The organism is Polynucleobacter sphagniphilus (assembly GCF_029892205.1).
GTDB lineage: Bacteria > Pseudomonadota > Gammaproteobacteria > Burkholderiales > Burkholderiaceae > Polynucleobacter > Polynucleobacter sphagniphilus.
In genome coordinates, this window is sequence record NZ_JARXVX010000002.1 from 228,037 (window position 1) to 253,024 (window position 24,988).

The following is a 24,988-nucleotide window of genomic DNA, read 5'->3' on the forward strand; positions in this document are numbered from 1 at the left end:
TATGCCCACCTTATCCGTCATACTCATCACCCGCAATGAAGAGGCCAATTTAGGCGACTGTTTAGCCTCTCTAGAGGGGATTGCCCAGCAAATTGTGGTGGTAGACACCAATAGCAGCGATCGCACCCTAGAAATCGCTAAAAACCATGCTGCCGTCATCTCCAGCCCACCAGATTGGCCCGGTTTTGGACCCCAAAAGAACCGCGCCCTTGATTTGGCTAGTGGAGACTGGGTTTTATCCCTGGATGCCGATGAAAGGCTCACGCCCGCCCTCAGAGCTGAAATTCAGAGGGCTATTGCCCATAGCGCTCATGTTGACTGCTTTGCGATCCCGCGCCTGTCTTGGTATTGTGGGCGATTTATCCGCCATTCGGGCTGGAGTCCCGACTATGTGAAGCGCTTATTCAAGCGGGGTACAGCACGATTCTCCGATGACTTAGTCCATGAGCGACTAATCCCCAGCGGTCAAGTTGCGCGACTAGAAAACCCCATGCTGCATTTCAGCTTTATGAACTATTCGCAGGTTTTACAGAAAATCGACCGCTACTCGACTGCATCCGCCCAGCAAGCATTTAGCAAGGGAAAAACGAGTAACCCCCTCAAAGCCATTCTCAATGGCGCCTGGTCTTTTTTCCGCACCTACATTATCAAGGCCGGATTTTTGGATGGCGCACAAGGTTTAGCATTGGCCATCTCCAATGGTCAGGGCACTTATTACCGCTACATCAAGCTATGGCAACTGAATTTAGAAAACCGCAAATGATTTCGGTTCTTCTGGCTACCTACAACTGGCCGCAGGCGCTTAAACTTTGCCTCGAGTCGCTAGCTACACAAACTGATTTAGATTTTGAAATCATCATTGCAGATGATGGCTCGAGCAACTCAACCAAAGATTTGATTGAGAGCATCAAACCATCCTTTCCAGTGCAAATCAAGCACCTTTGGCAGGAAGATCTCGGATTTCGTAAAACCAGAATACTCAATCAAGCCATTGCGCAAGCAAGTGGGAACTATCTGGTTTTCTTGGATGGAGATTGCATTTGCCAACCTACTTTTATTGCAAATCACCGCTTACTTGCAAAGCCAGGATATCTAGTAACAGGCAGCAGAGTGCTTTTAGATCAGGCACTTACCAAACAATTACTGGAATGGTCTTGCTGGAGCTTCAAACATTTTGCGTCCCATTTACTTTGGTATCGACTGCATGGGGCAATCAATAAATACTGGCCACTGAAAATTCATTTAGGAGATGGCGCTTGGCGCAACTATCAAAAATTCATGTGGCGTCGAATTAAAGGCTGCAATATGGCATGCTGGAAAAATGATGCCCTCAAAATCAATGGCTTCGATGAAACCATGACCGGTTGGGGTCACGAGGATGCAGATTTCGTTTTTAGACTCACTAATATAGGTCTCATCAGAAAATCAGGCTCTTGGTCAACTGAAGTTCTTCATCTCTTTCATAAAATCAACGATCAATCCCAAGCCGCAGAAAATGCTCGGCGTGTACGTGAAAAAATTATGGCCAAGGTAAAGTAAGGTTATTTTCATGCCATCCAAGAAAAGATTTTTCCCTTTAAAGCCTAAAAAAGTTCTATTTATTGCCACTCGGCAAATTGGGGATGTTCTCGTTACCACCCCCTTAATTAGTAAAGCACGTGAATTATGGCCAGACGCTGAATTTCATTTTTTAGGCTATCGCGGCAAGCTCGATATGCTCAAAGGCAATCCAGACATCTCAGAAATCATTGAGACTTCAGATCGCCCTGGTTTTTGTGAATATCTGCGCTTATTCAATCGCCTCTTTCAACGCTATGACTTAGCATTTGTGACGCAGCCAAGTGATCGCGCCTATGTGTATGGCTTAGTCTCTGCCTTTCACCGAGTTGGCGTACTGGGCGGACACCCCCAAGGCCTCACGGAGCAAGATAAAAGTAAAAAAAGTAAGAGTGAACAACAAAATGCTTGGAAAAAAGCGATTTGTCTAGATGTCGTTGATGTCGACTATTTCAATCAACATGTCATTGCAGAAAAATTACGTCTACTGAGTGTTTTTTATAAGGACCCTCAAGAGCTATTTAGTAAGCCAATTTCAGTGACGCCTCCATGTGGTGAGAGTATTCCACCTGACATTGCGATGCAACTATATGCTCCTTATGTAGTCGTCCATCCGGGACCGCTTACTGCTTATAAGCGCTGGCCTTTGACATATTGGCAAACTCTGATTACATGGCTTTGCGAGCAAGGCTTGCAAGTTATTTTGAGTGCTTCACCAGCCAAGCAGGACCTACAACTCAATCAGGACATCCTGTCTTTACTTGATCAAACTACTAGAGACAAGGTAACTGATACCAATGGCTCGCTCTCGATTCCGCAGGCCGGCGCACTGATTCGCAATGCTGTGCTGTACATTGGTGTAGATACCTCTATTACCCACTTGGCGGCAGCCTGTAATACCCCCACCATTGCTTTGTTTGGCGCCACTCCGCCGACGAACTTCGGTCCTTGGCCAAATGGCTATATTGGGCCACAGCCATATCAACTGCGTGCGCGCTCACAAACCGTTGGAAAAATTACTGTCTTACAAGGTCCGGGGGATTGTGTGCCTTGCCGCAAAGCAGGCTGTGACGATCGGCCTGATAGTCGCAGTGCTTGTTTGGACTTATTGGAGCCGGCGCAGGTGATAACAGCAGTGAAGCTGGCTCTTCAGACTTAGTGGTACTGAACTTCCACAGCAGAGGTCCGCAGGTTACTTTGTTTATGGGACAAAATTTGATTGAGCCCATGCAAGCATGCGTCATCTGGATAAACGCGCAATTCCTCAGGGAATTGCATCAAGCACGCCCCGCCCCCGGTAGTCACTGCAGCAGTCAGTAATAAGCCCTTCACGCCATCATTGGTTGCAGGGGCTCCTGGTCCAGCAGGCCCTAGTTTTGGATCGCGCATGCGATTACTCATCAAGTAGGGATTAATTTGGCTGCGCAACAGTTTGAGATCGGTTGCTGAATCAATACATACGTGCAAATTACGGGCAAAACGCATGCGTGCCCCCGTAATATCCATGACCGCTTCTGACACAATTCGCATGCCACCCGAGAACTTATCGGGAGTAACGTTCACTTTTGCAACGAGAAGCTCATCTTCTTTAAGCCAAGAACGATTGGGTTCATACACTTCGCTATAAAGGGTGACCTCTATTGCTGCCGAGCCATCATCGATCGTAGCGATCATCATGCGACCGCGTTGCCCGGTCAACATGCGTGCCGATGTAATGATGCCAGCAATTAATTGATCCTTACCTTCAGCAATCTTTGCCAATGGCTGGCGAATAAAGTGCGCAGTCTCATCACGATATGCATCAAACATATGGCCAGTTAAACAAAGACCTAAGGAATTTTTTTCTTCTTGCAGACGTTTTTTCTCTGGCCATATAGGCTCGCGAACCAGCTCAGGCAGATGACGCTCAGCTTCACCGGAAGCCTCAAATAAACTCACCTGATGAATTGAGGCTTCCGCTTGTTCCGCAGCTTCAATGGCTCTTGCTAATGAAGCAAGCAAAGTGGACCGGATATCGTATAAATTTCCGCCAGCAGGAACAGTGTCACGATAGAGGCTATCGAATGCCCCGGCACGCATCAGCGCCTCAATTGCACGCCGATTGACTTGGCGCCGATCAACCCGAGCGCAAAAATCAAATAAATCTTTGAAGGGGCCACCAGCGTCGCGTGCTTTCACAATCGACTCAATTGCCGCCTCACCCGTGCCACGAACGGCACCTAAACCATAACGAATATGGCTTAAAGGGCTATCAGGCGCAGCGTCGGGAGCGCGCAATGGGGTGAACTCATAGACCCCAGTATTGATGTCTGGTGAGAACACCCGAATTTGATTGGCCATGCAATCGTCATACAGAATCTTCACCTTATCGGTGTCATCCATGGCGAGTGATAAGTTGGCCGCCATAAATTCAGCGGGGTAGTACGCTTTTAACCAAGCGGTTTGATAGGCTAGTAATGCATATGCAGCAGCATGTGATTTATTAAATCCGTACCCCGCAAAACGCTCCATCAAGTCATAGATTTCATTTGCTTTGCTTTCAGTAATGCCACCTGCTTTCGCGCCATCACTAAAAATCTTACGGTGCTGAGCCATTTCTTCAGGCTTTTTCTTACCCATTGCCCGGCGCAACATGTCTGCACCGCCTAGAGAGTAGCCGCCGATCATCTGAGCCATCTGCATTACCTGCTCTTGATAGACCATGATCCCGTAAGTTTCTTTCAGAACAGGCTCGATACGTGGGTCCGGATACTCGACTTTTTGACGACCATGTTTGCGCTCAATAAAGTCTGGGATGAGGTCCATCGGGCCCGGGCGGTATAAAGCCACAAGCGCAATGATGTCCTCAAACCGGTCAGGCTTGGCCTCGCGTAGCATGCCTTGCATGCCGCGACTTTCAAGCTGGAAAACTGCAACAGTGTTGGCCTTTTTCAAAACCTCAAAAGCCCCCTGATCATCGAGCGGTATTTCACCGATATTCCAATCCTTGCGATCAGTATGTAAGGCCTTAATCCAACGTTCAGCAGCCGCCAGAATGGTTAAGGTAGTTAAGCCGAGGAAGTCGAACTTCACCAAGCCAATGGCCTCCACATCATCCTTATCAAACTGACTGATTACAGAACTGCTATCTTGATCTTTGGATTCTTGAGTGTAGAGCGGACAAAAATCCGTTAGCCTGCCTGGCGCAATCAATACACCCCCAGCATGCATACCGACATTTCGGGTCATCCCCTCCAGCTGTTGCGCCAAAGATAGAAGTTGACGGACTTCATCTTCATTTTTCTCGCGCTCGGCTAATTGCTTCTCTTCCTTCTTAGCCATTTCAATGGTCATGTATTGACCTGGCTTATTGGGAACCAACTTGGCGATCCCATCAACAAAGTTATAGCCCTGTTCTAAAACACGGCCGACGTCACGGATAGCTGCCCTAGCAGCCATTGTTCCAAAAGTAGCAATCTGACTTACCGCATCTTTGCCATACTTGTCTTTAACGTACTGAATAACGCGATCGCGCCCATGCTGGCAAAAGTCAATATCAAAGTCGGGCATCGATACCCGCTCTGGATTCAGAAAGCGCTCGAACAGCAAGTTATAACGTAGTGGATCTAGATCGGTAATTCCCAGGGAGTACGCAACCAAAGATCCCGCACCAGATCCACGACCAGGGCCGACTGGTACGCCATTATTTTTGGCCCAGTTAATAAAGTCCGCCACAATTAAAAAATAACCTGGAAAACCCATTTGAGAGATCGTCTTCACCTCAAAGACCAAACGTTCGTGATAACGCCCCTCTTCCTTGGCACGCTCTTCCGGATCTAGAAAGTTGCGCTCCATGTGGCGCTTCAAGCCAATTTCAGATTGCTGCAATAAATAGTCGTCTAAGGTGATTCCTGGCGGGGTTGGAAAATCTGGCAAGCGCGGCTGCCCTAATGTCAGCGATAAATTGCAACGCTTGGCAATCTCCACAGAATTAGCCAAAGCCATTGGTAAATCAGCAAAGCGCTTTTCCATCTCTTCTTGAGACAAAAAGTATTGCTCTTCATTAAATTTCTTTTGACGACGTGGATTGCCGAGTAACTCCCCCTCAGCAATGCATACACGCGCCTCATGTGCCGTGAAATCACTTTTTTGCATAAACTGCACTGGATGGGTCGCAACAACTGGCAAATCGAGCTCACTTGCCAAATGGCAGGCTAGTTGGAGATGTTGTTCGTCTTGAGTGTGCCCACCGCGTTGAACTTCGATAAAAAATGCACCTGGAAAAAGTCCTGCCCAACGCAAAGCTGCTGTTTTGGCTTGTTCTTCTTGGCCGGCTAGTAAAGCCATACCTACATCACCCATGCGCGCACCAGACAGGGCAATCAAACCATGCGCTAAAGTTTTATTAGCCGCTTTATCCGCAGCCTTAGCAGCGGGCTCTGTAAACCAACTGGGGTGCACTTCAGCCCTACCCCGGGATTGATTTTCCAAAGAGGCTCGACTGAGAATTTGGCAGAGATTGAGATAACCCGAATGGTTTTGTACCAAAAGTAATAAGCGGTAAGGTTGATCAGGATCTTGTAGATTGCTGACCCACACATCGGCTCCGGCGATCGGTTTAATGCCACCTGAGCGAGCGGCGCTATAAAACCGCACCAAACCAAACAAGTTACTCAAATCAGTGAGCGCCAAAGCACCCATTTCGTCTTTTTGAGCCGCTGCAACTGCATCATCAATACGCACCACCCCATCCGTAATCGAAAATTCGGAGTGAACGCGTAAATGGACAAAACGGGGCAAAGACATGAGATGATTTTAGCTGTGTCTACTGATCAAAACCCTTCATCCCCAACCTACGGGTATCGCGGGCGATTTGCCCCCTCACCTACCGGGCTACTGCATGCTGGATCGCTCGCGGCCGCGCTAGGAAGTTGGTTGGATGCCCGTAAAAATCGGGGGAAATGGCTTCTCAGAATCGAGGATGTAGATCAAGCTCGTTGCATTCAAGGGGTTGATCAGGAAATCATGGCTCAACTGCAGGCTTGCGGTCTCCAATGGGACGAGGAAGTGGTCTGGCAATCCAAACGTCAAATACAGTATGAGAGCGCCTTAGAGCGCCTGAATGAGCTTAATCAACTCTACCCCTGTACTTGCTCTAGATTAACCATTGCAAAGGCTCTTGCAGCGCTGGGTAAGCCGCCTGATCGCAATCAAGAAATGGTTTATCCAAGAACCTGCCGACCTACACATATATCCCCTTATAAATTAGGGGAATTACAGCATGGTCAGTCAGCTTGGAGACTGGCCCTACCGCTAGATCTTCAGATTGAGTTTGAGGATCTTGCTCTAGGACCACAATCCCAAAACCTCAGTTCTGAAATCGGTGATTTTGTCTTGCGTCGCAGCGACGGCCTCTTTACCTACCAGTTGGCGGTAATCGTAGACGATGCTGCCCAAGGGATTACACATGTCGTGCGAGGCGAGGACTTATTAAGCAATACTGCCCGCCAAATTTATCTCCAGAACTTGCTGGGCTTGGTAACCCCCAAATACCTTCACTTACCGCTAGTGCTCGATGAGCATGGTGAAAAATTAAGCAAACAAACTAAAGCCACCCAAATTAATACGCAAGATGCCAATCATTCATTGGCAGCGCTGCGTCAGGCAGCTGAACATTTAGGTTTACATGGACTACCAGATGGGAAGAGCATCACCATTGCCCAGTGGCTATTAGCGGCTACCCAGGCATGGGCAATCAAGCCGCTTACTTCTTTTTAAAGCCACCCAATAAGGCGCCGACTGCTGGCTTCGCTGAAACGATGCCAACCTTCTTGGGTTCGGTAACCGAACTCTGAACCGGATCATTTGACTGAGATGGCTTGGTAGCCTCGTAAGGCTTATAGAAAAATGGGTCTGAGGTTTGTCCTGGCTCTTGCTTGAAATTAGGAAGCGCTGCCACCTCCAACTTACGCTTCATTAGCTTTTCAATATCATCTAGCAAGCGTTTTTCGCTGTCATCAACCAAAGCTATGGCATCGCCCTTGCTACCAGCGCGCCCGGTTCTGCCGATACGGTGAATAAAATCTTCCGCATTAAATGGCAACTCGTGATTAATCACGCAAGGCATTGATGGGATATCCAAGCCTCGCGCTGCGACATCGGTTGCAACCAGCACCTCAATGGCGCCTGACTTAAAGGCATCTAGCGTTAAAGTGCGCTCGCCTTGGCTCTTATCACCATGAATCGCACCCGCTTTAATACCATCGCGCTCTAATGCACGGGCTAAACGGGCGCATCCCAAGCGACTGTTAGTAAAGATAATGCATTGGCGCGATAAACCTTGGCGTGTGCGAGCCTCAAGTACCTTCACAATTGCACGCTGTTTATCCGCAGAAGACACCATGTGCACTACTTGCTTAACGGTATCAGCGGCTGCATTTTGGCGAGCCACTTCTACGGTTACTGGAGTACGTAAATAGCTTTGCGCTAACTTTTTAATTTCTGGGGAGAATGTTGCTGAGAACAATAAGGTTTGACGTTGCGCAGGAATTAAATCAATGATGCGTTGGAGATCTGGCAAGAAACCCATATCTAACATGCGATCAGCTTCGTCTAAAACCAGAATCTCTACCTGGGAAAGATTGGCTACTTTAGAGCCAATGTGATCCAGTAAACGACCAGGTGTAGCAATCAGAATCTCTACACCATTGCGCAGCAAGCCAACCTGCTCTTTCATATCAACGCCACCATACACAACTGCAGTACGCAAATCGGTATGCTTTGAATAACTTGCTGCATTTTCAGCAACCTGCACAGCTAATTCGCGAGTAGGTGTGAGCACCAAAGCACGAATTGGATGGCGCGCAGGAGAGGCGCTACTACTTGCATGGCGCAAAATCTTTTGAATAATTGGGAGCACAAAGGCTGCCGTTTTGCCAGTCCCGGTTTGGGCGGCGCCCATCAGGTCGCGCCCTGTTAATACATGGGGAATTGCCTGTGCCTGAATTGGAGTGGGGGTGTTGTACCCCTGCTCTGCAATCGCCTTTTGGATCAGTGGATCAAGACCAAAATCAGCAAAAGTGATTTCAGCGGGAGTATTGGCAGAGTCAATTGACTCTGCAGGTATAGCAGGGGTGTTTAGTTCAGGCGCAGTATTTGTCAAGGTAACTTACAGAATAGCCGCAAGACCCGCCTTTGCAGTGGCAGCATCCTCGGTCGATTTAACGCCGGAAACGCCGACTGCGCCGATGGTAAAACCATTTACCTCGATATTGACTCCACCCTCTAACATCCCAGAAATATGTGGGGCTGATAAGAAGGCAGTACGTCCGTTATTAATAATTTCCTCATAAACACGAGTCTCACGCTTGCCCATCGCAGCAGCGCGTGCTTTTTCTTGAGCAATATAAGCAGACACAGGAGCACAACCATCACGACGAGTTAAACCAAGTACATGGCCACCATCATCACAAACGGCAATGGTTACTGCCAAGTTATGTTCAGCTGCGTATTTATCTGCAGCAGCCAAGATTTTTTGGGCATCAGCTTGAGTTAAGTATGGTTTGGTAGCGAACATAATTTGCCTGTCTTTCCGTCTCGAATGTTTTATGAAACCGCCCTAATTACTAGCGAATATGTACATTTTCCCATATTCAAGGGGATTGCTTGCAATTTACAGCCAAGACCTCTCATAAGAGGTCTATTTGGCACTCAATTAGAGCATTAAGCCGTAGGAGACCATCAGAAGAGTGCCTGTCAATAAGGCGGGCACTAATCTGCGGGTAGGCTTAGAGAGCATGACGGCAATACTCAATGCGCAAATAGCAATCCGGATCCATGCAGGAACCGTTGCTAGCAACCCGATCGGCAAAAAAATGAGGCGCACCGTTAGCGCGGCTACCATCGCGTAGGTTACAGCTGCTAGCCAACGAAATATTTCGCTATCTTGGTTGATGCGGCTGGAAAGCGACACCCCCACGGCGCGGCATAGATAAGTTCCCACACAGGCGCCCAATAAGGCAAGCCATAAGCTCCATCCAGTCAGTGCTTGATGCATCATCCAATCAACCCCGGCCGCTTACGCAATATTTTGCGATCAACGTAATAGGCAATTGTGCCAGCAACCAAGCCTGTCACCAACAAACTAGAGTCTTTATTGAGCAAGTAGAAAAAAGGGCCAAAAATACAACCTAGGCAAATACCAATGCGGTTGATCCACGGCTTAACCTCGGTAAATGTCAGCAAGAAAAATAAGGGGTTAATAAAAATTAGCCCCAGCGTTACTGGTGTTGGCACCATACCCGCCAGGTAATAACCCAAAATTGTCCCTGGAATGGAGATCATCCAACATAACAAACCCAAGCCAATGAAGTAACTCTTGCGATGCTCACTCTCAATCCGAGGAAACTCACGCATAGAGATTGCCCATGCAGTCATCGCCAATAAATGAACCAAGGTATATAGGCTGCGGTTACGATGCTTGCTATGAAGTTGCGGAAACAAAGTGACGGTCATCGTAATAAAACGAGTAGCCGTCAAGGTCACTGCAAGCGCAATAGCGATTGCTGCAGAACCTGTAATCACCATCTCCAGCAAAACAACTTGCCCGGGCAGGGCAAACATAAAGAAACTAGTGAAGGTGGTAAACCAAATATCTAAGCCATTGGTTTTTCCCATAGCACCAAAGCCAACCATGCCGGCAAATAAAACCGTGGCTGGAGCGGCAGCGCCTTCTCGAACACCACCCCAAAAGGCATCCCGCTGATTTTTAAAGCGATGCTCTAGAGAATTGCTGGTTGATGTCATTAGGCTATTGTAAGAGCTTAGATCAATTCATGTGCGCCCTAGAGCTGCTCAAGAGCCCACTCAATATGCTCAGCCACCAAAGCATCCACATTCGGCAACCGCACCCTCAATTCATGCCGCATTTTTTCCTTTTCAGAAAATGCCACTTCTTTGGAGGCTAAGGCATTGCCAATGGCAACTGCGAGGTTGCGCAGCCATCTAGCATAGCCAATACGTCTAATTGCACTGCCCTCATGGCGCTTCTCAAACTCCTCTTTGGTCCAAGACCACAACTGCAAAAGAGTGGCTGAACCAAGACCATGGCGCTCGGCAAAATCAGGTAATTCGGTTCGCTTAGAAAACTTGTTCCACGGGCAAATCAATTGGCAATCATCACACCCATACACGCGATTACCCATGGCTCTACGAAACTCAATTGGAATGGCTGCGGGATTTTCAATGGTCAGGTATGAGATACAACGCCTTGCATCTAATTGATATGGCGCAGTAATGGCCTGAGTTGGGCAGATATCCATACACGAGGTACAGGTTCCACAATGTTCTACCTGCTCATCGTCTAGTGGCAAGGGAACATCAACTAAGATCTCTCCCAAGAAAAAGCTAGAGCCTGATTCGCGATTGAGCAACAGGGTATGTTTCCCGCGCCATCCTAGGCCCGCCTTACGAGCAAGTTCTACCTCCATCAAGGGCGCTGAATCTGTAAAAACACGATATCCCAAGCACCCGATTTTCTCCTCAATGACTTGAGCAAAATCTTGCATACGCTGTCGCAGGACCTTGTGATAATCACGCCCCCGGGCGTACATTGAAACTACCGCTTGAGATGGATCATTTAAGCGCTCCCACTCCCCCTCATAATGGACTGACGGGGAGAGATAGCTCATCGATAAGCAAATCACCCTTACCGTACCTGGTAAGAGTAACTCTGGGTTGGCGCGCAATTGGGCTTGGCGACTCATGTATTCCATTGCGCCATGACGCCCTTGTGCCAGCCATTCCTGCAAACGTTCTTTTGCTACCCCCAAATGGGTATCCGTGATACGCAGACCATCAAACCCAAAAACACCAGCCTTCTCACGCAACCAATCCCGCAGGGCGTGAGCATCAATAGAGGAGGAATTGACTGAAGAATCCATGAGGAATACTGAATGTAGCGTAATAATTGAATAAACTAAGCAAATGACAGAAACAATTACTCTGCATTGTAGGCAAGAGACCGCAACGGCCCAACTGGCAAAGCTGCTTTCTCAGCAATTGAGTCAGTTTCTAGTGGCCATGCCACACGCCCACCTCAATATCGCCCTGAAGGGGGATTTGGGAGCAGGTAAAACGACTTTTGCACGCTATTTGATTCAAAACATGGGCCATGTTGGACGGGTTAAAAGCCCAACTTATACCCTGTGCGAGCCTTATTCCATCACTTTAGATGGCAAGGATGGGTTCACCGTACACCATTTTGATCTCTATCGGATGCGTGATCCCCTTGAATGGCAGGAGGCCGGATTTGCAGAGCACTTTGATGCACCCGGCTTTTGCTTAATCGAATGGCCAGAAAAAGCACAAGGCACATTGCCTGCGTTTGATATCGAAATTGAACTGCAAGCTGGTCAAGATGAGATGGAGCGAACTATCACCCTGCGCGCTCTTAATGCCCCTGGCAAAAGCATTCTTGACCATTTGCCTCAGAATGTTCAATGAGCAATACACCTAGCAACAAACTAACAAACTTAGTGCGCCGGGAGCAGCTCAAGCTGTCCGCAAAATTACTGAGCTTTGCATTGCTACTTACAGAAATAGACATCGCCTGGGGCGCAAAAATTCTGGGGGTGCGTATCTGGCCTTCGGAGGATTACACCCGCATCACTCTAGAGTCCGATACTCCCCTACCCATCTCTCAACAGGTACTCAGCAATCCAGATCGCTTGGTAGTTGATGTACAAGGTCTTCAACTTAATGCGACCCTCAAAGATTTAGTCGCTAAGGTAAAACCAAATGATCCTTACGTATCGCAAATTCGTGTGGGTCAGTATCAACCAACGGTTGTCCGCCTTGTATTTGATTTAAAAGAGCCCATTACGCCCCAGCTCTTTACTCTTAACCCAATTGGTGAGTATCAGTACCGCATGGTCTTTGACCTCTACCCGACTGCACCCCCCGATCCCCTAATGGAGCTAGTCAAGAGCAGCGCACGCAAAGAGAGCGCGCTAGTGAAGGCCAATGAAGAAGTTGATCAGATTGCACAATTTGCCACGAAGAAAGAAGCTCCTAGCGCGCCTGTTATGCAGGCAATACCCGAAGTAAAGCCAGCGCCCAAGACTGCCAAATACCAACGGTTAATCACGATTGCGATTGATGCGGGACATGGTGGTGAGGATCCAGGCGCAATTGGTTCAATGGGCTCCAAAGAAAAACATGTTGTGCTATCCGTAGCCAAGCGCCTCAGAGAAAAGATCGATGGCGAATCGTATATGCGCTCATTTTTAACTAGGGATGGGGATTACTTTGTGCCACTACATGTGCGTGTACAAAAAGCGCGGAGTGTACAAGCCGATTTATTTGTATCGATCCATGCTGATGCATTTATAGAAACGAATGCCAAAGGGGCTTCCGTATTTGCACTTTCACAAATGGGGGCGAGCAGCACCACTGCCCGCTGGATGGCCAATAAGGAGAATGCCTCCGATTTAATCGGCGGCATCAATATCAAAACCCAAGATCGCCAAGTGGCCAATCTCTTGCTAGATATGTCCACCTCAGCACAAATCAAAGACTCACTTCAAGTGGGCAACTCTGTACTGCGGCAAATCGGCGGTTTTGCACCCCTTCACAAGGGCAATGTTGAGCAAGCGAGCTTTGCCGTACTAAAGGCACCAGATATTCCATCCATCCTGGTCGAGACGGCCTTTATCAGCAATCCTCAGGAAGAGGTAAAACTCAATGATGAGGCCTACCAAGATCGAATCGCAGATGCGATTTTGAGGGGAATTAAAGACTATTTTTCAAAAAATCCACCCGTTGCCAAAAGAGGCAATGCCTAAGACACTTGTAAACACAAGGGCTTGAGGGCGGACAGTAGAAAACTAAGAAAGACCTTCAAACTTCTTGCTATAATTTCTGACTTTACTGGGTCGGTAGCTCAGTCGGTAGAGCAGCGGACTTTTAATCCGTTGGTCGCGAGTTCGAATCTCGCCCGACCCACCAGCAATACTAAGCCTCGCCTCTGCGAGGCTTTTTTATTACCTGCACTATCCCTCCGAATTGCTCTTTAAAACGCATTTTAGGGCCATTTTTTGGCTAGGGAATCCGACCCAAATCCAATAAAATAGTGAAATGCCAGCAAAGCTTGCCACAACACATCAACTTCGCCAATATAACGTTTGCAATGCCATAGCTTCTGCTCGAATTGAGGGCGTCACCTTAACAGAGCAGTTTGAACAAAAACTAACTAGCTATATATATGGCAAAAAAAGTATCGCCCAATTAATAGAAGAAACTAAGCAAAGTTATATTAAGGGCACAATCAAATGACGGTTAATTTAAATAAAAAAATTATCATCATTGCCGGACCCAATGGGGCCGGTAAAACTACCTTTGCCAAGAACTTCTTGCCACAAGAAGCGCATACTTTTCGCTTTGTTAATGCTGATCTCATAGCCGCTGGTTTAGCACCATTTAACCCAGAGTCTGTTTCATTCAAAGCGGCTCGCTTGATGCTCAATGAGTTGGATGAATACACCAAAGCAGGTGAAAGTTTTGCATTTGAAACCACGTTATCCGGCACCCATTATCTACAACGCATTCAAGACTGGAAGGACTTGGGCTACACAATTAAGCTCTGGTTTATTGCCCTAAGCTCTCCTGAATTAGCCATCTCTCGAGTAGCAGAGCGAGTTGCACAGGGTGGACACAATATTCCTGAAGAAGTCATTCGTAGGCGCTATCGAGCAGGATTAGAGAATCTCCCAAAGTATCAAAAAGCTGTAAACTCATGGGTATTGCTTGATGGTGATTTAACTGAATTAGAAAAGATTGCTCAAGGCTAGAAATGATTATTCCAACTCCAGATATCCTCAATTCACCAGATCCTGATATATCAGGCTCCTACTTCGCTATTAAACGTGCTAGAAAAGCAGCGATAGACTTGGCAATCCAAACCAATACCGCAATCGTGACCACAATTAATGGCAAGATAGTGCGGATCCCTGCTGCAGAACTCATCAAACAGCGCCAACTTAGGGCCTAAACACCGTTGGTCGCGAGTTCGAATCTCGCCCGACCCACCAGCAATACAAAAGCCTCTAGAGAAATCTAGGGGCTTTTTCTTTTAGTTCACTCAAATTGCTTGATCAACACCTTAAACAATATAGGGTCTCAAGGGTTAATCGCTTCATATTTAATCCCTCAAGCATCAATTGAGTTTTGAGAATAAGATAGTTGATAAATCCAACCATTGCTTAAGAGGCTCACAATGCTTGACCCTATGGTGCTTAGTCGCATTCAATTTGGCGCAAATATTACCTTCCATATTCTTTTCCCAACCATTTCTATTGCTTTGGGATGGTTTCTTTTCTACTTCAAAGTTCAATTCAATCGAACCCATGATTCCAGCTGGAATCAGGCATACCAATTTTGGGTAAAGATTTTTGCATTAACATTTGCTTTAGGGGTAGTCAGTGGTATCACCATGAGTTTTCAGTTTGGCACTAACTGGCCTGGATACATGAAAACCATCGGCAATATTGCAGGCCCATTACTTGCCTACGAAGTACTCACTGCTTTTTTCTTGGAGGCCACCTTCTTGGGAGTAATGCTGTTTGGTAGCAAAAGAGTCTCTCCACGCGTTCATACCATCGCAACTTTTCTAGTCGCTTTTGGTACCACCTTATCCGCTTTTTGGATCATCGTATTAAATTCTTGGATGCAAACACCGCAAGGTTTTGAAATGATTGATGGCCAAGCACATGCTACTAATTGGTTTGCCATCGTATTTAATCCTTCTATGCCCTATCGCTTGGCGCATATGCTCACTGCAGCCTTTATTACAGTGACATTTTTATTAGCTGGCATCTCAGCCTTTAGGCAACTCCGAGGCAGCAAGTCTGCCGCTAATAAAGCTGTTCTTAAAATTGCCATCACTGCAGCAGCAATTTTGATGCCTATTCAAATCATCCTTGGTGATGCACATGGACTAAATACATTGCAACATCAACCTGCCAAACTCGCTGCAATGGAAGGCATTTGGGAATCTGGCTCTGGTATACCAGCTGTAATCTTTGCCATTCCAGATCAAAAGACGCAGAGTAACCTCTATGAAGTTAGCATTCCTAAGTTAGCCTCCTTTTATCTGACCCATCACTGGGATGGTGAAGTGCAAGGCTTAAAAGATTTCCCCAACAAAATTCCTCCAGTAGCACCAGTATTTTTTGCCTTTCGTATTATGGTTGGCATGGGTCTACTCATGCTATTAGTTTCATGGATGGCACGCTGGCAAATTTATAAGTCACAAGATATCAAACCCTGGATGGCCAAAATTTTGGTTGGAATGACTTTTTCTGGTTGGATTGCTGTAGTTGCAGGCTGGTACGTCACTGAAATTGGTCGGCAGCCCTACATCGTTACCGGGGTTCTAACTACCGCTGATGCCGCTACAACAATAGCGGGAGGCATTGTTCTGAGTAGCTTGCTGATGTATTTATTCTTATATATCGCACTCATTATTTCTTACATTGGGGTGGTTTTTTACCTTGCTCGCGAAGGGGATAAAGCCCCAGTAAGTAATACGATTACAAGCACGTCTAACTCCTATGCCCAATAAGATAAATTCACAATGCCACTAAATATGATTCCCGATCTGAGCCAAGCTTCAGGATGGCTTCCACTATTTTTCTTGGTAGCCATGGGTATTGCCGTGCTCTCCTATGTTGTTCTGGATGGCTATGATTTAGGTGTTGGTATTCTTCTAAATAGAGCAACTGATGAAGAAAAGGACATGATGATTTCTTCTATAGGGCCATTTTGGGATGCCAATGAAACTTGGCTGGTTCTAGGTGTTGGACTACTACTAGTTGCATTTCCATTGGCACACGGAATTATTCTGACTGAACTCTATATCCCCGTGGCTATCATGCTGGCTGGTTTAATTTTAAGGGGCGTTTCCTTTGATTTTCGGGTTAAGGTTCAATCCCATCAAAAACCGCTATGGAACTTTCTGTTTTACCTAGGTAGCGTTATTGCCTCCATAGCTCAAGGGGTCATGATTGGGCGTCATATCGTGGGCTTTGACTCTGGTTTATTGGGCTGGTTATTTGCTCTCCTAGTGGGTGCCTGTGTTCCTGCTGGATACGCTCTTTTAGGCTCAACTTGGCTGATCATGAAGTCTGAAGGCGCGTTGCAATTAAAGGCTACTCACTGGGCCAAAGTAAGTCTGGGCTTCACAGCGCTTGGAATTGGATTGATATCCATTGCAACACCATTTTTTAGTCCTGAAATTATGACTAAGTGGTTTGCCCTGCCAAATATCATCTACTTAGCTCCAATACCATTAACTACTCTGATCCTTTTTATCATCATTGAGCGAACTCTGACGACCTTGTCGTCAAATCCACACCGAAAAATGTGGGTTCCTTTTGTTGCAAGCGTGGCAATTTATTGGCTCTCATTTTTCGGAATTGCCTATAGCCTCTTTCCTTACATCATCGTCGATCAAATGACGATTTGGCAAGCCGCAGCTGCAACCGAATCTCTTTGGTTAATTTTTTGGGGCACTGCAATTGTCTTGCCAGCAATCCTGCTTTATACCTTTTACTCTTATCGAATATTTTGGGGTAAGACTGTCCCAATGAGCTACTACTAAGCATTAGTAGATACTTAAGCGGTATCTTTTAATCTCTTGGTCGCGAGTTCGAAAACGAAGTTTCGGCGCAGCCAATCTCGCCCGACCCACCAGTTACACAAAAGCCTCTAGAAAAATCTAGGGGCTTTTTCTTTTGGGCTGGTGCATATGTGGAGGGCGCCGGTAACAATGAGATATCTATAGGACGTTTTAAGTGGGGATGGCAGACGCTGGTTCAGACTGATTGACCGTGAGCGACTTGCAGGTGTCGTGTTTCCGGACGCTTATGGTGATATGTCGGTTATCCGACAAAATAAAACCACCCGAGGGTGGCTTTAGTTAGAAGTGATTTTTAATAATCATTTCTGATTTGGGAATAAAACCAGGTTTTGGCCAAGCAGGTTTAACTGCTTTACCAATTACCAACATTGCTGCAATCGCATAGTCTTTAGGTAAATGGATCAACTCTGCAACCTTGTCAAAATCAAAACCAACCATTGGGCAAGAGTCATAGCCCATTGCTTTAGCTGACAACATCATAGTTTGCAACAAGATTCCAGCTGAGCGCATGGCCTCGTCACGCTGAAGTTGTTCTTTGCCAGAATAAAAAGGGTGAATCCAAGGCACCAAGATATCTTGAGCCTCTTTAGGGGCGTTGACCCAATATCTTGCTGGATCTTTTTCCCATGCCTTGATATCCACTGTCACAACAAATAACAAAGATGCATCAGTCACTTGAGCTTGGTCATTTGCCGCCTCGCGTAATTTTGCTCTGAGGGCTTTATCGGTGACATTGACTAAACGCCAATGCTGGATATTAAAAGAAGATGGGGCTTGCATACCCAATTCAATCAGCTGATCAATCTCCTGCTGAGAAAATTGATGGCTGGGGTCAAAGTACTTCACTGCTCTGCGCTGGCGAATTGCATCAAATGTATTCATATATTTCCTTAGTATGATTGATTGAGATAAAAATTAGTCTTTAATTGGTGGAGTTGCGCGATACTGACCCTGGAAAGTAAGCATCCAACCTGGATACTCTGGATTCAAGGCGCTGACTTCATCAAGTATCTTAAGCTCGTCTTCCGTTAAGACTAGCTTACTAGCAGCAATATTGTCTTTTAACTGCTCCAGTTTGCGGGCACCAATGATGATGGTTGATACTGCTTTTTTCGATAGAATAAAGGCAAGCGCGACTTGAGCCACAGAAACTCCATGCGCCTTAGCAATTGGTGTCATTGCATCAATGCAAATAAATGCCCTATCTTTATTAATGGGTGGAAAATCAAAGCTTGAGCGTCTGGCTCCATCAGGATTTGCCGTATCACGACTAAACTTACCCGAGAGATAGCCGCCTGCCAAAGGACTCCAGACCATGAGCCCTAGCTTTTGATCCTGCACCAGAGGAAATATTTCTCGCTCTAAATCTCTTCCAGCGATAGAGTAATACGATTGCACGCTTGTAAACTCAGCATAACCCTTTTGACGAGAAATGCCGATTGCCTTCATGATCTGCCACGCAGCCATATTACATAAACCAATATAGCGAATCTTGCCCATTTTCACTAAATCATTCAGCGCAGACAAGGACTCTTCAAATGGTGTTAAAGGATCAAAGCCATGCACCTGATAAAGATCAATATGATCTAACTGAAGGCGCTTTAGACTCGCATCAACTTCATTAAATATATGAAAACGTGATTGCCCTCTGCCATTGGGGGTCTCATCCATAATCCCAGTAGATTTGGTAGCTATAACTAATTGATCACGTGGCAAGCCGCAATCTTTAATCGCTTGTCCCAGCAAGCTTTCAGATTGCCCTAGAGAATAAACATTAGCAGTATCAATAAAGTTAATCCCGCTATCAAATGAAGTTTTGATCAACTCATTGACAGCTTTTTGCTGTAAGCCGCCCATGACCTCCCAAAATCCCTGAGCACCAAAAGTCATAGTGCCTAAACAGAGCTCAGAGACATAAAGCCCTGTATTGCCTAATAAACGATATTTCATAAAAGCTCCTAATAATTTATTGCCTAGACTTAGTTCGATGATTGTAGGTTGGCCTGCATAAACTTGCTGACACATTTCATGTTGTTAATCAATTGATCGCGAGTTCGAAAACGAAGTTTCGGCCCAGCCAATCTCGACCGACCCACCAGCAATGCGAAGGGATCACAGCAATACGGCCCTCTTTTCTTGGTTGAATCGAACGTATTGGTCCTTGTGTGAGCTCAATAGAAAATCTATCGAGTCGCAATGAGTAGGATAAGCGACGATGGTTATCCGTGAACTTCACATGGGTGTTTGGGTAAGCCGGTATCACAATGTTCAAATTTGAGAGAGCCTGCCATCACCCCAAAGAAAAACCACCCGAAGGTGGCTTTAGCATTTCTAGATTACCGGAAGATATCAATCAGCACCAGAGATTCTTTGCAAATAGTAATTTATCTTGCAGCCTTAACTTCAAGACTATCAATATCGTCTATTCGGCGCACCTGCAAAAGATTGCCTCTTTTCGAGATGTCTAAATGTAATACGGCCTTTAGATAAGTCATAAGGAGAGACCTCTAAAGAAACCTTATCCCCAGCCAATATGCGGATGTGATTTTTTTTGACTCTTCCTGCTGTATAGGCAATAAGCTTATGACCATTATCTAAGGTAATCCGATAACGAGAATCTGGCAGAATTTCATCAACAAGACCTTCCATTTCAAGCAACTCTTCTTTTGCCATTTAACATCCCTCAAGGAAAATAAAAAGCCCAGTCATGCTGGGCTTTGGGCCAGGCAAATCATTTCCGCCTGGCATTTGCTTCTGATTTAAGCAGGTTGAATATTGGATGCTAACTTGCCTTTAGGGCCAGTAGTAATATCAAAAGTCACTGCTTGACCTTCAGCTAATGTCTTAAATCCATTGCTATTAATTGCTGAAAAATGGGCAAATAAATCTTCGCCACCGAGTTCAGGGGTAATAAAGCCGAAGCCTTTTGCATCGTTAAACCATTTCACAATTCCGTTTGCCATATCTGACTATTCCTTAAAAAATATAAAAAAGGGGCAATGCCCCAGAAGGGGCGAAAGTCAAGAATGGCGGGGGAGATGCTAAAAAGAACTATCGCAGAAATGCGGTATTAATTACTAGTACAACAACACTATTAGCTTGAAAATCGCTTTTTGGATTTTACTCTACTTTGCTCACAAGCGCTCGCTTTCTAATAAATCTCCCTTATAACAGCCATAGTTGCAGATAAACTACCTTGAAAATCCCTTGGTTACGAGTTCAAAGACAAAATTTCGGCATAGTCAATCTTGCTCGATCCACCAACAGTACCATGGGATCGAACCCTAAGCGACCCCTTTTCTTTTTCAGCCCAATAATCTAGGTGCAAATGAATTTCAACCCAATACCATCAGCCCGAGCAATACATCCCGAACATTCTCCGGTATTGGCGTTGGCTGATTGGTCTGTCGATTTACATAGACATGCACAAAGCGTCCCATTGCAGAGGCAGCGTCATCATCATTTTTGAATATAGCAAGCTCATATTGAACACTACTGTTACCCAAATGCACCACCTTCATGCCAACATGAATGCAGTCCGGATATACCATGGAGGAAAAATATTGACACTGAGTCTCCACTACCAAGCCAATCACTTGGCTGTTTGTGATATCCAGTGCGTTGTGCTCAATTAAATATCGATTGACGGCTGTATCAAAAAATGAGTAGTACACGACATTATTAATATGTCCATAAACATCGTTATCCATCCATCTAGAATGAATTTGCTCAAACGCGACAAAATCAGAACGCTTTGGTGGTGCAATTTTCTTATTACTCATAAAGCTTCCGCATACAGGGCTGCAGCATCTTGCAAGGTAATCTCGCGTGGGCTGTTCATTAGCAAACGAGTCTGCAGCATTGCATCGGCGGCAAGCTGGTTGATATCATTTTCAGTAATGCCAACATCAGTTAATCGACCTGGAAGCCCCAGTTCGGTGGCAAGACTACCTAAATAGTCTGCCAATTGAGTTGCCTGATCCAGGGTTGAGCCCAATAAGCCAGGTTGAATAATTTGACCGAGCTCCGCATACATAAAATGTGCTTGCTCTAAATTAAAGCGCATCACAGGCCCCAACATCAAGGCATTTGATAAGCCGTGTGGCACATGAAATCTTGCACCAATTGGATAAGCTAAAGCGTGCACTCCTGCCACAGGCGCATTGGTAAAAGCCATGCCGGCAAGGCAGGCACCTAAGAGCATATTTTCACGTGCCTCAATGTCATTGCCGGATCTAACCGCTCGGTGCAGATTGCTGGCCAACAATCTCAAGGCCTCTTTTGCCAAACAATCTGATATTGGATTTTTCAAGCGTTTCGTTGTAAAGGCTTCAATAGCGTGGACCATGGCATCAATACCTGTAGCAGCGGTCACATGAGAGGGCAGCCCAAGGGTGAGTTGAGCATCTAATAAAGCAAGGTCAGGTAACAATTGGGGGGACACTACGCCCTTCTTCTCGCTATCACTTACCGTCACTATGGAAATTGTTGTGACTTCAGAGCCTGTTCCAGCAGTGGTAGGAACCAAAATTAAAGGAAGACGCGGCCCCTTAGCCACCCCTACGCCATACACTTCTGAAAGTTTTTCTTTGCCGGTAGCCAACAGCGCTACTAGCTTGGCAACATCCATTGAGCTGCCACCCCCAAATCCAACAATGTAGTCAGCCCTGCACTGTTGAGCTGCATTGACTGCATTCTCAATAACAGAGATGGGAGGATCAGCCTGAACCTGTGAGAAAACATCTAAAGCGATTCCTAAATCTTTAAAGCCTTGTTGGGATTGACTCAATAGACCGGCTGACAAAACGCCCGGGTCAGTAACAATCAAAACAGACTTGCCTCCTCGCGCTTGAATGATTTTGGCAAGATTAGCAGCCCCGCCTCTCTCCACCAGGATTGAGCGGGTTGAATGAAAGTCAAATTGCATCACTTTCCTTTATTAAAAATTCTCTCAAAGCACTTACCTAAACATTACAAACCCGCCATCACTCAAGGAAAGGGCAGAGGCTTTCCTGGGGGCGGCATTTCTTGACCCAAGGCTAGCAACATCGCCACAGTCACGTATGTTCCACTCACCGCCACCAAATCCACAAGCTGTTGCTCACCCAATATGGCTTTAGACTTTTGGAACAAGGCATCACTAATTTGATGATTATTCACCATCTCCATAGAAACGTCGTACACAACCTCCTCATCTGGCTTCATATTTCTTGGGCGAATGCCGGCCTTCAAATCATCGGCTACTTGCTGCGATAAGCCCGCCTTAAGCGCCAAAGGGTAATGCGCATACCACTCAACCTGAGAGCGCCAGAGTCTGCCCTGAATCAGAATTGCAAATTCATTGAGTCTAGTGGGTAGCGATGTATTGAAACGCAAATAATCCAACAACCGCTTCATGCGATCCGCAAATACAGGGCTTCTGAGCATCACGTTATAAGGCCCACCCAAGCCAACGCTAGAAATTGCGATGATCTCTTCGGCTAATGGTCGAGCATCAGAGGGAAGTTGCTCTACTGTTATCTGCGGGAAACGTGGTGGCTCTCCTGGAGTAGGCGGGGATTGGGAAAAGGCTGGTGACAGTAAAACCAAAGAAATTCCGCTAATGCACATTAACCTGCCTAGTATTGTCTTCATCAATAGCCCCTTAAATTATTTATTGTTAGATCTAACACTTAAAACTGCTCACTAAAATAATCTGTAATAGCTTGCTGAAAAATAGTATGGCCTTTTTGCAGCATCATCATATGACCAGCATCTGGAACAATGACATAACGCTTATTGGGATTAGGTAGTTGCTCAAAAAATGGAAGTAATTGCTTGGTATCTGCCACATCGTCATATTGACCATGGATGATCATGGTGGGCACCACTATTTTTGACGCATCAAGCATCGGTAGTTTGGTAACCAAATCCAATTGAGGGCTTGTAGGCGTATTTTTTTCAATAGATGCTGCTGCCTTGGCAAAAGCATCCACAACATCTGGATAGTTATTTTCATTAGGGGTAAGCGAATAAAAGCGGCCATGCCATCCCTGCTCTGGTATCTGAATGTAGACTTTTTCTTGATACATTTTCAAATTGGGCCTGCGTTTAGCAATATCTACGCTATCAATACCCATCTGCGCATAGGAGATATAACGATCTACCTTATCTGGATGAGCCATAACAAATAACCCCGCATATTGAGTGCCATAAGACCAAGCTAACAATCTCACTTTAGGAACATTTCTCTCGCGCATCACATAATCTACAACTGCATTCAGGTCACTTGCAGCATCCTCTGTTGTGAAATGCTCAGTTGGATGGGTAGATCTTCCAAACCCCCTCACATCTAAAGCAAATACATCAAATCCCTGTTTAGCCAAAGCATCCATCACACTGAAATCGGGCCGCCCAGGAACCTGCAGATCGAAAGACTCCTTCCCAGCAGTAGCTGATCCATGGGCCAAAATAATCACGGGTTTATTTTTTGGACTGCCGGTATATTTTTCCCAGATATAAATTCTGACCTCGCCGTTTTGAACCCAACTTTCAGCACTTTTGATATTACTTTTCTGCGCCATTGCACAAGTACAACTCAGGGCCAGCAATATTAGTATCCAATTTTTTTTCAACTTCATTTTGTCTCCAATATTTTTATTGTCTACAGCTTTATTTTTGAATCGTGAATAAGAATTCCTTGATAACCTTATTTTGCAGCTCATTCTCGTTTGTAGTAGCACCCGCGCCTGAAAAGTGACCCATTGGCAACATATCATTAATTGCTACATATTTAGCATTGGGTATGTACTTAGCCGACTCCCTGGCATCTGACTCAGGATTCAATAAATCACCCGTACCAGCAAGAATTAATGCTTTTGCCTTGATAGACTTTAGTGCAGCTATCGTATCGCCATTAAAGCCCTGTGTTTGACCAACATCATGCCGATCATAAGCGCGGGATTGCCATATCCAATCATTTGCATCCATTCGTTTCCATGTAGCATCTTCAACGCCTTGGATAAATCTAATCTCGGCTTCAGGCGTATTGAATAATTGATTTTGGTAAGTAGGCGTTCTAACAATCACCCCACTTAACCAGCCCGCCCATAAGCGCATACCCTTTTCAACAGGCTTGTCATATTTTCCATCCTGATAGGCAGGGTCAGTCATAATGCTCTGACGAATCATTTCAAGCACACCAGTAGTCCAAGCATGAGTTTTAGCAAGCGGAATAATTGGTACTATTGCTTGGGTATAGTTGGGATGGGAGACGCCCCATTGAAGCGCTTGCATGCCGCCCATCGATGCCCCAACTACCGCTACTAACTTTGCAATACCGAAGTGCTCAGTCAGAAGTCGATATTGGCTATTCACCATATCTCGAATATTAAACTCAGGAAAGTTGATATTAGGTTGGGTCTCGCTATTTGATGGCGAGGTAGTGAGACCATTACCAATCGCATCTGTGCAGATAACAAAATACTTATTGGTATCAAGCGCTTTTCCAGGTCCAATAAGATAATCAATTCGATGGTGATTGCCTCCAATTGCAGTCACCATCAAAATAGCATTACTTTTTTCTGCGTTTAAAGTTCCTGCAGTTGTATATGAAATTTTAAAGTTTTCAATAATGCTGCCATTTTCAAGAAGTAAATTGCCCTCAAGATAAGTCTGATGAAGTGGTTCATTATCTTTATGGGCAAAAGAGTTAACAGAAAAAACTATGAGTAGGAGGGCTAAACTAAAAATATGTAATTTGTTTTTCATTTTTTA

Annotated in this window: 26 protein-coding genes and 1 tRNA gene; 12 read left to right on the top strand and 15 right to left on the bottom strand. The window is 45.7% G+C overall.

What is annotated here, in order from left to right; translation table 11 throughout:
- The first annotated feature begins 1 nt into the window (after position 1).
- Genes M2125_RS05455 through M2125_RS05465 form a run of 3 tightly spaced genes read left to right on the top strand, consistent with a single transcriptional unit; the run spans position 2 to position 2,716 of the window.
- Entirely contained in the window at positions 2-763 is a 762-nt protein-coding gene (locus M2125_RS05455; protein ID WP_280742001.1) for a glycosyltransferase family 2 protein, read from the top strand.
- Entirely contained in the window at positions 760-1,539 is a 780-nt protein-coding gene (locus tag M2125_RS05460) for a glycosyltransferase family 2 protein (protein WP_280742662.1), read from the top strand. Before M2125_RS05455 ends, M2125_RS05460 begins: the two co-directional genes overlap by 4 nt.
- A gap of 10 nt (positions 1,540-1,549) precedes the next feature.
- The gene (locus M2125_RS05465; protein ID WP_280742663.1) at positions 1,550-2,716 is read left to right on the top strand and encodes a glycosyltransferase family 9 protein; all 1,167 of its coding nucleotides are present in this window, start codon (positions 1,550-1,552) and stop codon (positions 2,714-2,716) included.
- Here the strand turns inward: M2125_RS05465 and dnaE are convergent.
- On the bottom strand, positions 2,713-6,342 hold the full coding sequence (dnaE, locus tag M2125_RS05470) for a DNA polymerase III subunit alpha (protein ID WP_280742665.1): 3,630 nt from the start codon (positions 6,340-6,342) through the stop codon (positions 2,713-2,715). The genes M2125_RS05465 and dnaE overlap by 4 nt on opposite strands.
- A gap of 3 nt (positions 6,343-6,345) precedes the next feature.
- On the opposite strand from dnaE, the gene gluQRS reads away from it, so the two are divergent.
- Positions 6,346-7,314: a tRNA glutamyl-Q(34) synthetase GluQRS gene (gluQRS, locus tag M2125_RS05475; RefSeq protein WP_280742666.1), complete on the top strand. Its 969-nt coding sequence runs from the start codon at positions 6,346-6,348 to the stop codon at positions 7,312-7,314.
- Here gluQRS and M2125_RS05480 read toward each other — a convergent pair.
- From M2125_RS05480 to queG, 5 genes are all read right to left on the bottom strand, one after another.
- A complete protein-coding gene (locus tag M2125_RS05480) occupies positions 7,301-8,698 on the bottom strand; it encodes a DEAD/DEAH box helicase (RefSeq protein ID WP_425334236.1) in 1,398 nt (465 codons plus the stop codon). The two genes, gluQRS and M2125_RS05480, sit on opposite strands and share 14 nt — an antisense overlap.
- A gap of 6 nt (positions 8,699-8,704) precedes the next feature.
- Complete coding sequence (locus M2125_RS05485) at positions 8,705-9,112, bottom strand: GlcG/HbpS family heme-binding protein (protein WP_076023534.1); 408 nt, start codon at positions 9,110-9,112, stop codon at positions 8,705-8,707.
- 138 nt (positions 9,113-9,250) lie between these two features.
- Positions 9,251-9,595, bottom strand: a complete 345-nt coding sequence (locus tag M2125_RS05490; RefSeq protein WP_076024333.1) for an AzlD domain-containing protein — start codon at positions 9,593-9,595, stop codon at positions 9,251-9,253.
- Positions 9,592-10,341: an AzlC family ABC transporter permease gene (locus M2125_RS05495; RefSeq protein ID WP_076024334.1), complete on the bottom strand. Its 750-nt coding sequence runs from the start codon at positions 10,339-10,341 to the stop codon at positions 9,592-9,594. The genes M2125_RS05490 and M2125_RS05495 overlap by 4 nt, the downstream gene beginning before the upstream one ends.
- A 38-nt stretch (positions 10,342-10,379) precedes the next feature.
- The gene (queG, locus tag M2125_RS05500) at positions 10,380-11,477 is read right to left on the bottom strand and encodes a tRNA epoxyqueuosine(34) reductase QueG (protein ID WP_280742667.1); all 1,098 of its coding nucleotides are present in this window, start codon (positions 11,475-11,477) and stop codon (positions 10,380-10,382) included.
- A 43-nt stretch (positions 11,478-11,520) separates the two neighbouring features.
- On the opposite strand from queG, the gene tsaE reads away from it, so the two are divergent.
- The 8 genes from tsaE (at position 11,521) to M2125_RS05540 (ending at position 17,194) form a co-directional block, all read left to right on the top strand.
- Positions 11,521-12,039 carry a tRNA (adenosine(37)-N6)-threonylcarbamoyltransferase complex ATPase subunit type 1 TsaE gene (gene tsaE, locus M2125_RS05505; RefSeq protein WP_076024336.1) on the top strand — a complete coding sequence of 173 codons (519 nt, stop codon included), beginning with the start codon at positions 11,521-11,523 and terminating at the stop codon, positions 12,037-12,039.
- Positions 12,036-13,379: an N-acetylmuramoyl-L-alanine amidase gene (locus M2125_RS05510; RefSeq protein WP_280742668.1), complete on the top strand. Its 1,344-nt coding sequence runs from the start codon at positions 12,036-12,038 to the stop codon at positions 13,377-13,379. Before tsaE ends, M2125_RS05510 begins: the two co-directional genes overlap by 4 nt.
- A gap of 87 nt (positions 13,380-13,466) precedes the next feature.
- Positions 13,467-13,542: transfer RNA gene (locus M2125_RS05515), tRNA-Lys, on the top strand.
- A gap of 129 nt (positions 13,543-13,671) precedes the next feature.
- Positions 13,672-13,869, top strand: a complete 198-nt coding sequence (locus tag M2125_RS05520) for an antitoxin VbhA family protein (RefSeq protein WP_280742669.1) — start codon at positions 13,672-13,674, stop codon at positions 13,867-13,869.
- Positions 13,866-14,384: an ATPase gene (locus tag M2125_RS05525; protein ID WP_280742670.1), complete on the top strand. Its 519-nt coding sequence runs from the start codon at positions 13,866-13,868 to the stop codon at positions 14,382-14,384. Before M2125_RS05520 ends, M2125_RS05525 begins: the two co-directional genes overlap by 4 nt.
- A gap of 2 nt (positions 14,385-14,386) precedes the next feature.
- Complete coding sequence (locus tag M2125_RS05530; protein WP_280742671.1) at positions 14,387-14,584, top strand: hypothetical protein; 198 nt, start codon at positions 14,387-14,389, stop codon at positions 14,582-14,584.
- Positions 14,585-14,809: 225 nt separating this feature from the next.
- Positions 14,810-16,156 (top strand): cytochrome ubiquinol oxidase subunit I, encoded by a 1,347-nt coding sequence (locus M2125_RS05535; RefSeq protein ID WP_280742672.1) that lies wholly within the window; start codon positions 14,810-14,812, stop codon positions 16,154-16,156.
- A 12-nt stretch (positions 16,157-16,168) separates the two neighbouring features.
- A complete protein-coding gene (locus M2125_RS05540; protein WP_076023963.1) occupies positions 16,169-17,194 on the top strand; it encodes a cytochrome d ubiquinol oxidase subunit II in 1,026 nt (341 codons plus the stop codon).
- Positions 17,195-17,512: 318 nt separating this feature from the next.
- Here M2125_RS05540 and M2125_RS05545 read toward each other — a convergent pair whose 3' ends face one another.
- The 9 genes from M2125_RS05545 to M2125_RS05585 form a co-directional block, all read right to left on the bottom strand.
- Positions 17,513-18,115: a nitroreductase family protein gene (locus tag M2125_RS05545; RefSeq protein ID WP_277542262.1), complete on the bottom strand. Its 603-nt coding sequence runs from the start codon at positions 18,113-18,115 to the stop codon at positions 17,513-17,515.
- A 33-nt stretch (positions 18,116-18,148) separates the two neighbouring features.
- Positions 18,149-19,183 carry an aldo/keto reductase gene (locus tag M2125_RS05550; protein ID WP_076023961.1) on the bottom strand — a complete coding sequence of 345 codons (1,035 nt, stop codon included), beginning with the start codon at positions 19,181-19,183 and terminating at the stop codon, positions 18,149-18,151.
- A 462-nt stretch (positions 19,184-19,645) separates the two neighbouring features.
- Positions 19,646-19,906 (bottom strand): translation initiation factor IF-1, encoded by a 261-nt coding sequence (gene infA, locus M2125_RS05555; protein WP_076023960.1) that lies wholly within the window; start codon positions 19,904-19,906, stop codon positions 19,646-19,648.
- 86 nt (positions 19,907-19,992) lie between these two features.
- Positions 19,993-20,196: a cold-shock protein gene (locus tag M2125_RS05560; protein ID WP_076023959.1), complete on the bottom strand. Its 204-nt coding sequence runs from the start codon at positions 20,194-20,196 to the stop codon at positions 19,993-19,995.
- A 372-nt stretch (positions 20,197-20,568) separates the two neighbouring features.
- Positions 20,569-21,015, bottom strand: coding sequence for an acyl-CoA thioesterase (locus tag M2125_RS05565; protein WP_280742673.1), 447 nt, complete (start codon positions 21,013-21,015; stop codon positions 20,569-20,571).
- Complete coding sequence (locus M2125_RS05570; RefSeq protein WP_425334185.1) at positions 21,012-22,163, bottom strand: iron-containing alcohol dehydrogenase; 1,152 nt, start codon at positions 22,161-22,163, stop codon at positions 21,012-21,014. Before M2125_RS05570 ends, M2125_RS05565 begins: the two co-directional genes overlap by 4 nt.
- Positions 22,164-22,222: 59 nt before the next feature.
- Positions 22,223-22,867: a carboxymuconolactone decarboxylase family protein gene (locus M2125_RS05575; protein WP_076023957.1), complete on the bottom strand. Its 645-nt coding sequence runs from the start codon at positions 22,865-22,867 to the stop codon at positions 22,223-22,225.
- Between the two features lie 38 nt (positions 22,868-22,905).
- Complete coding sequence (locus tag M2125_RS05580; protein WP_280742675.1) at positions 22,906-23,853, bottom strand: alpha/beta hydrolase; 948 nt, start codon at positions 23,851-23,853, stop codon at positions 22,906-22,908.
- 31 nt (positions 23,854-23,884) lie between these two features.
- Positions 23,885-24,982 (bottom strand): alpha/beta fold hydrolase, encoded by a 1,098-nt coding sequence (locus M2125_RS05585; protein ID WP_076023955.1) that lies wholly within the window; start codon positions 24,980-24,982, stop codon positions 23,885-23,887.
- Positions 24,983-24,988 lie beyond the last annotated feature (6 nt).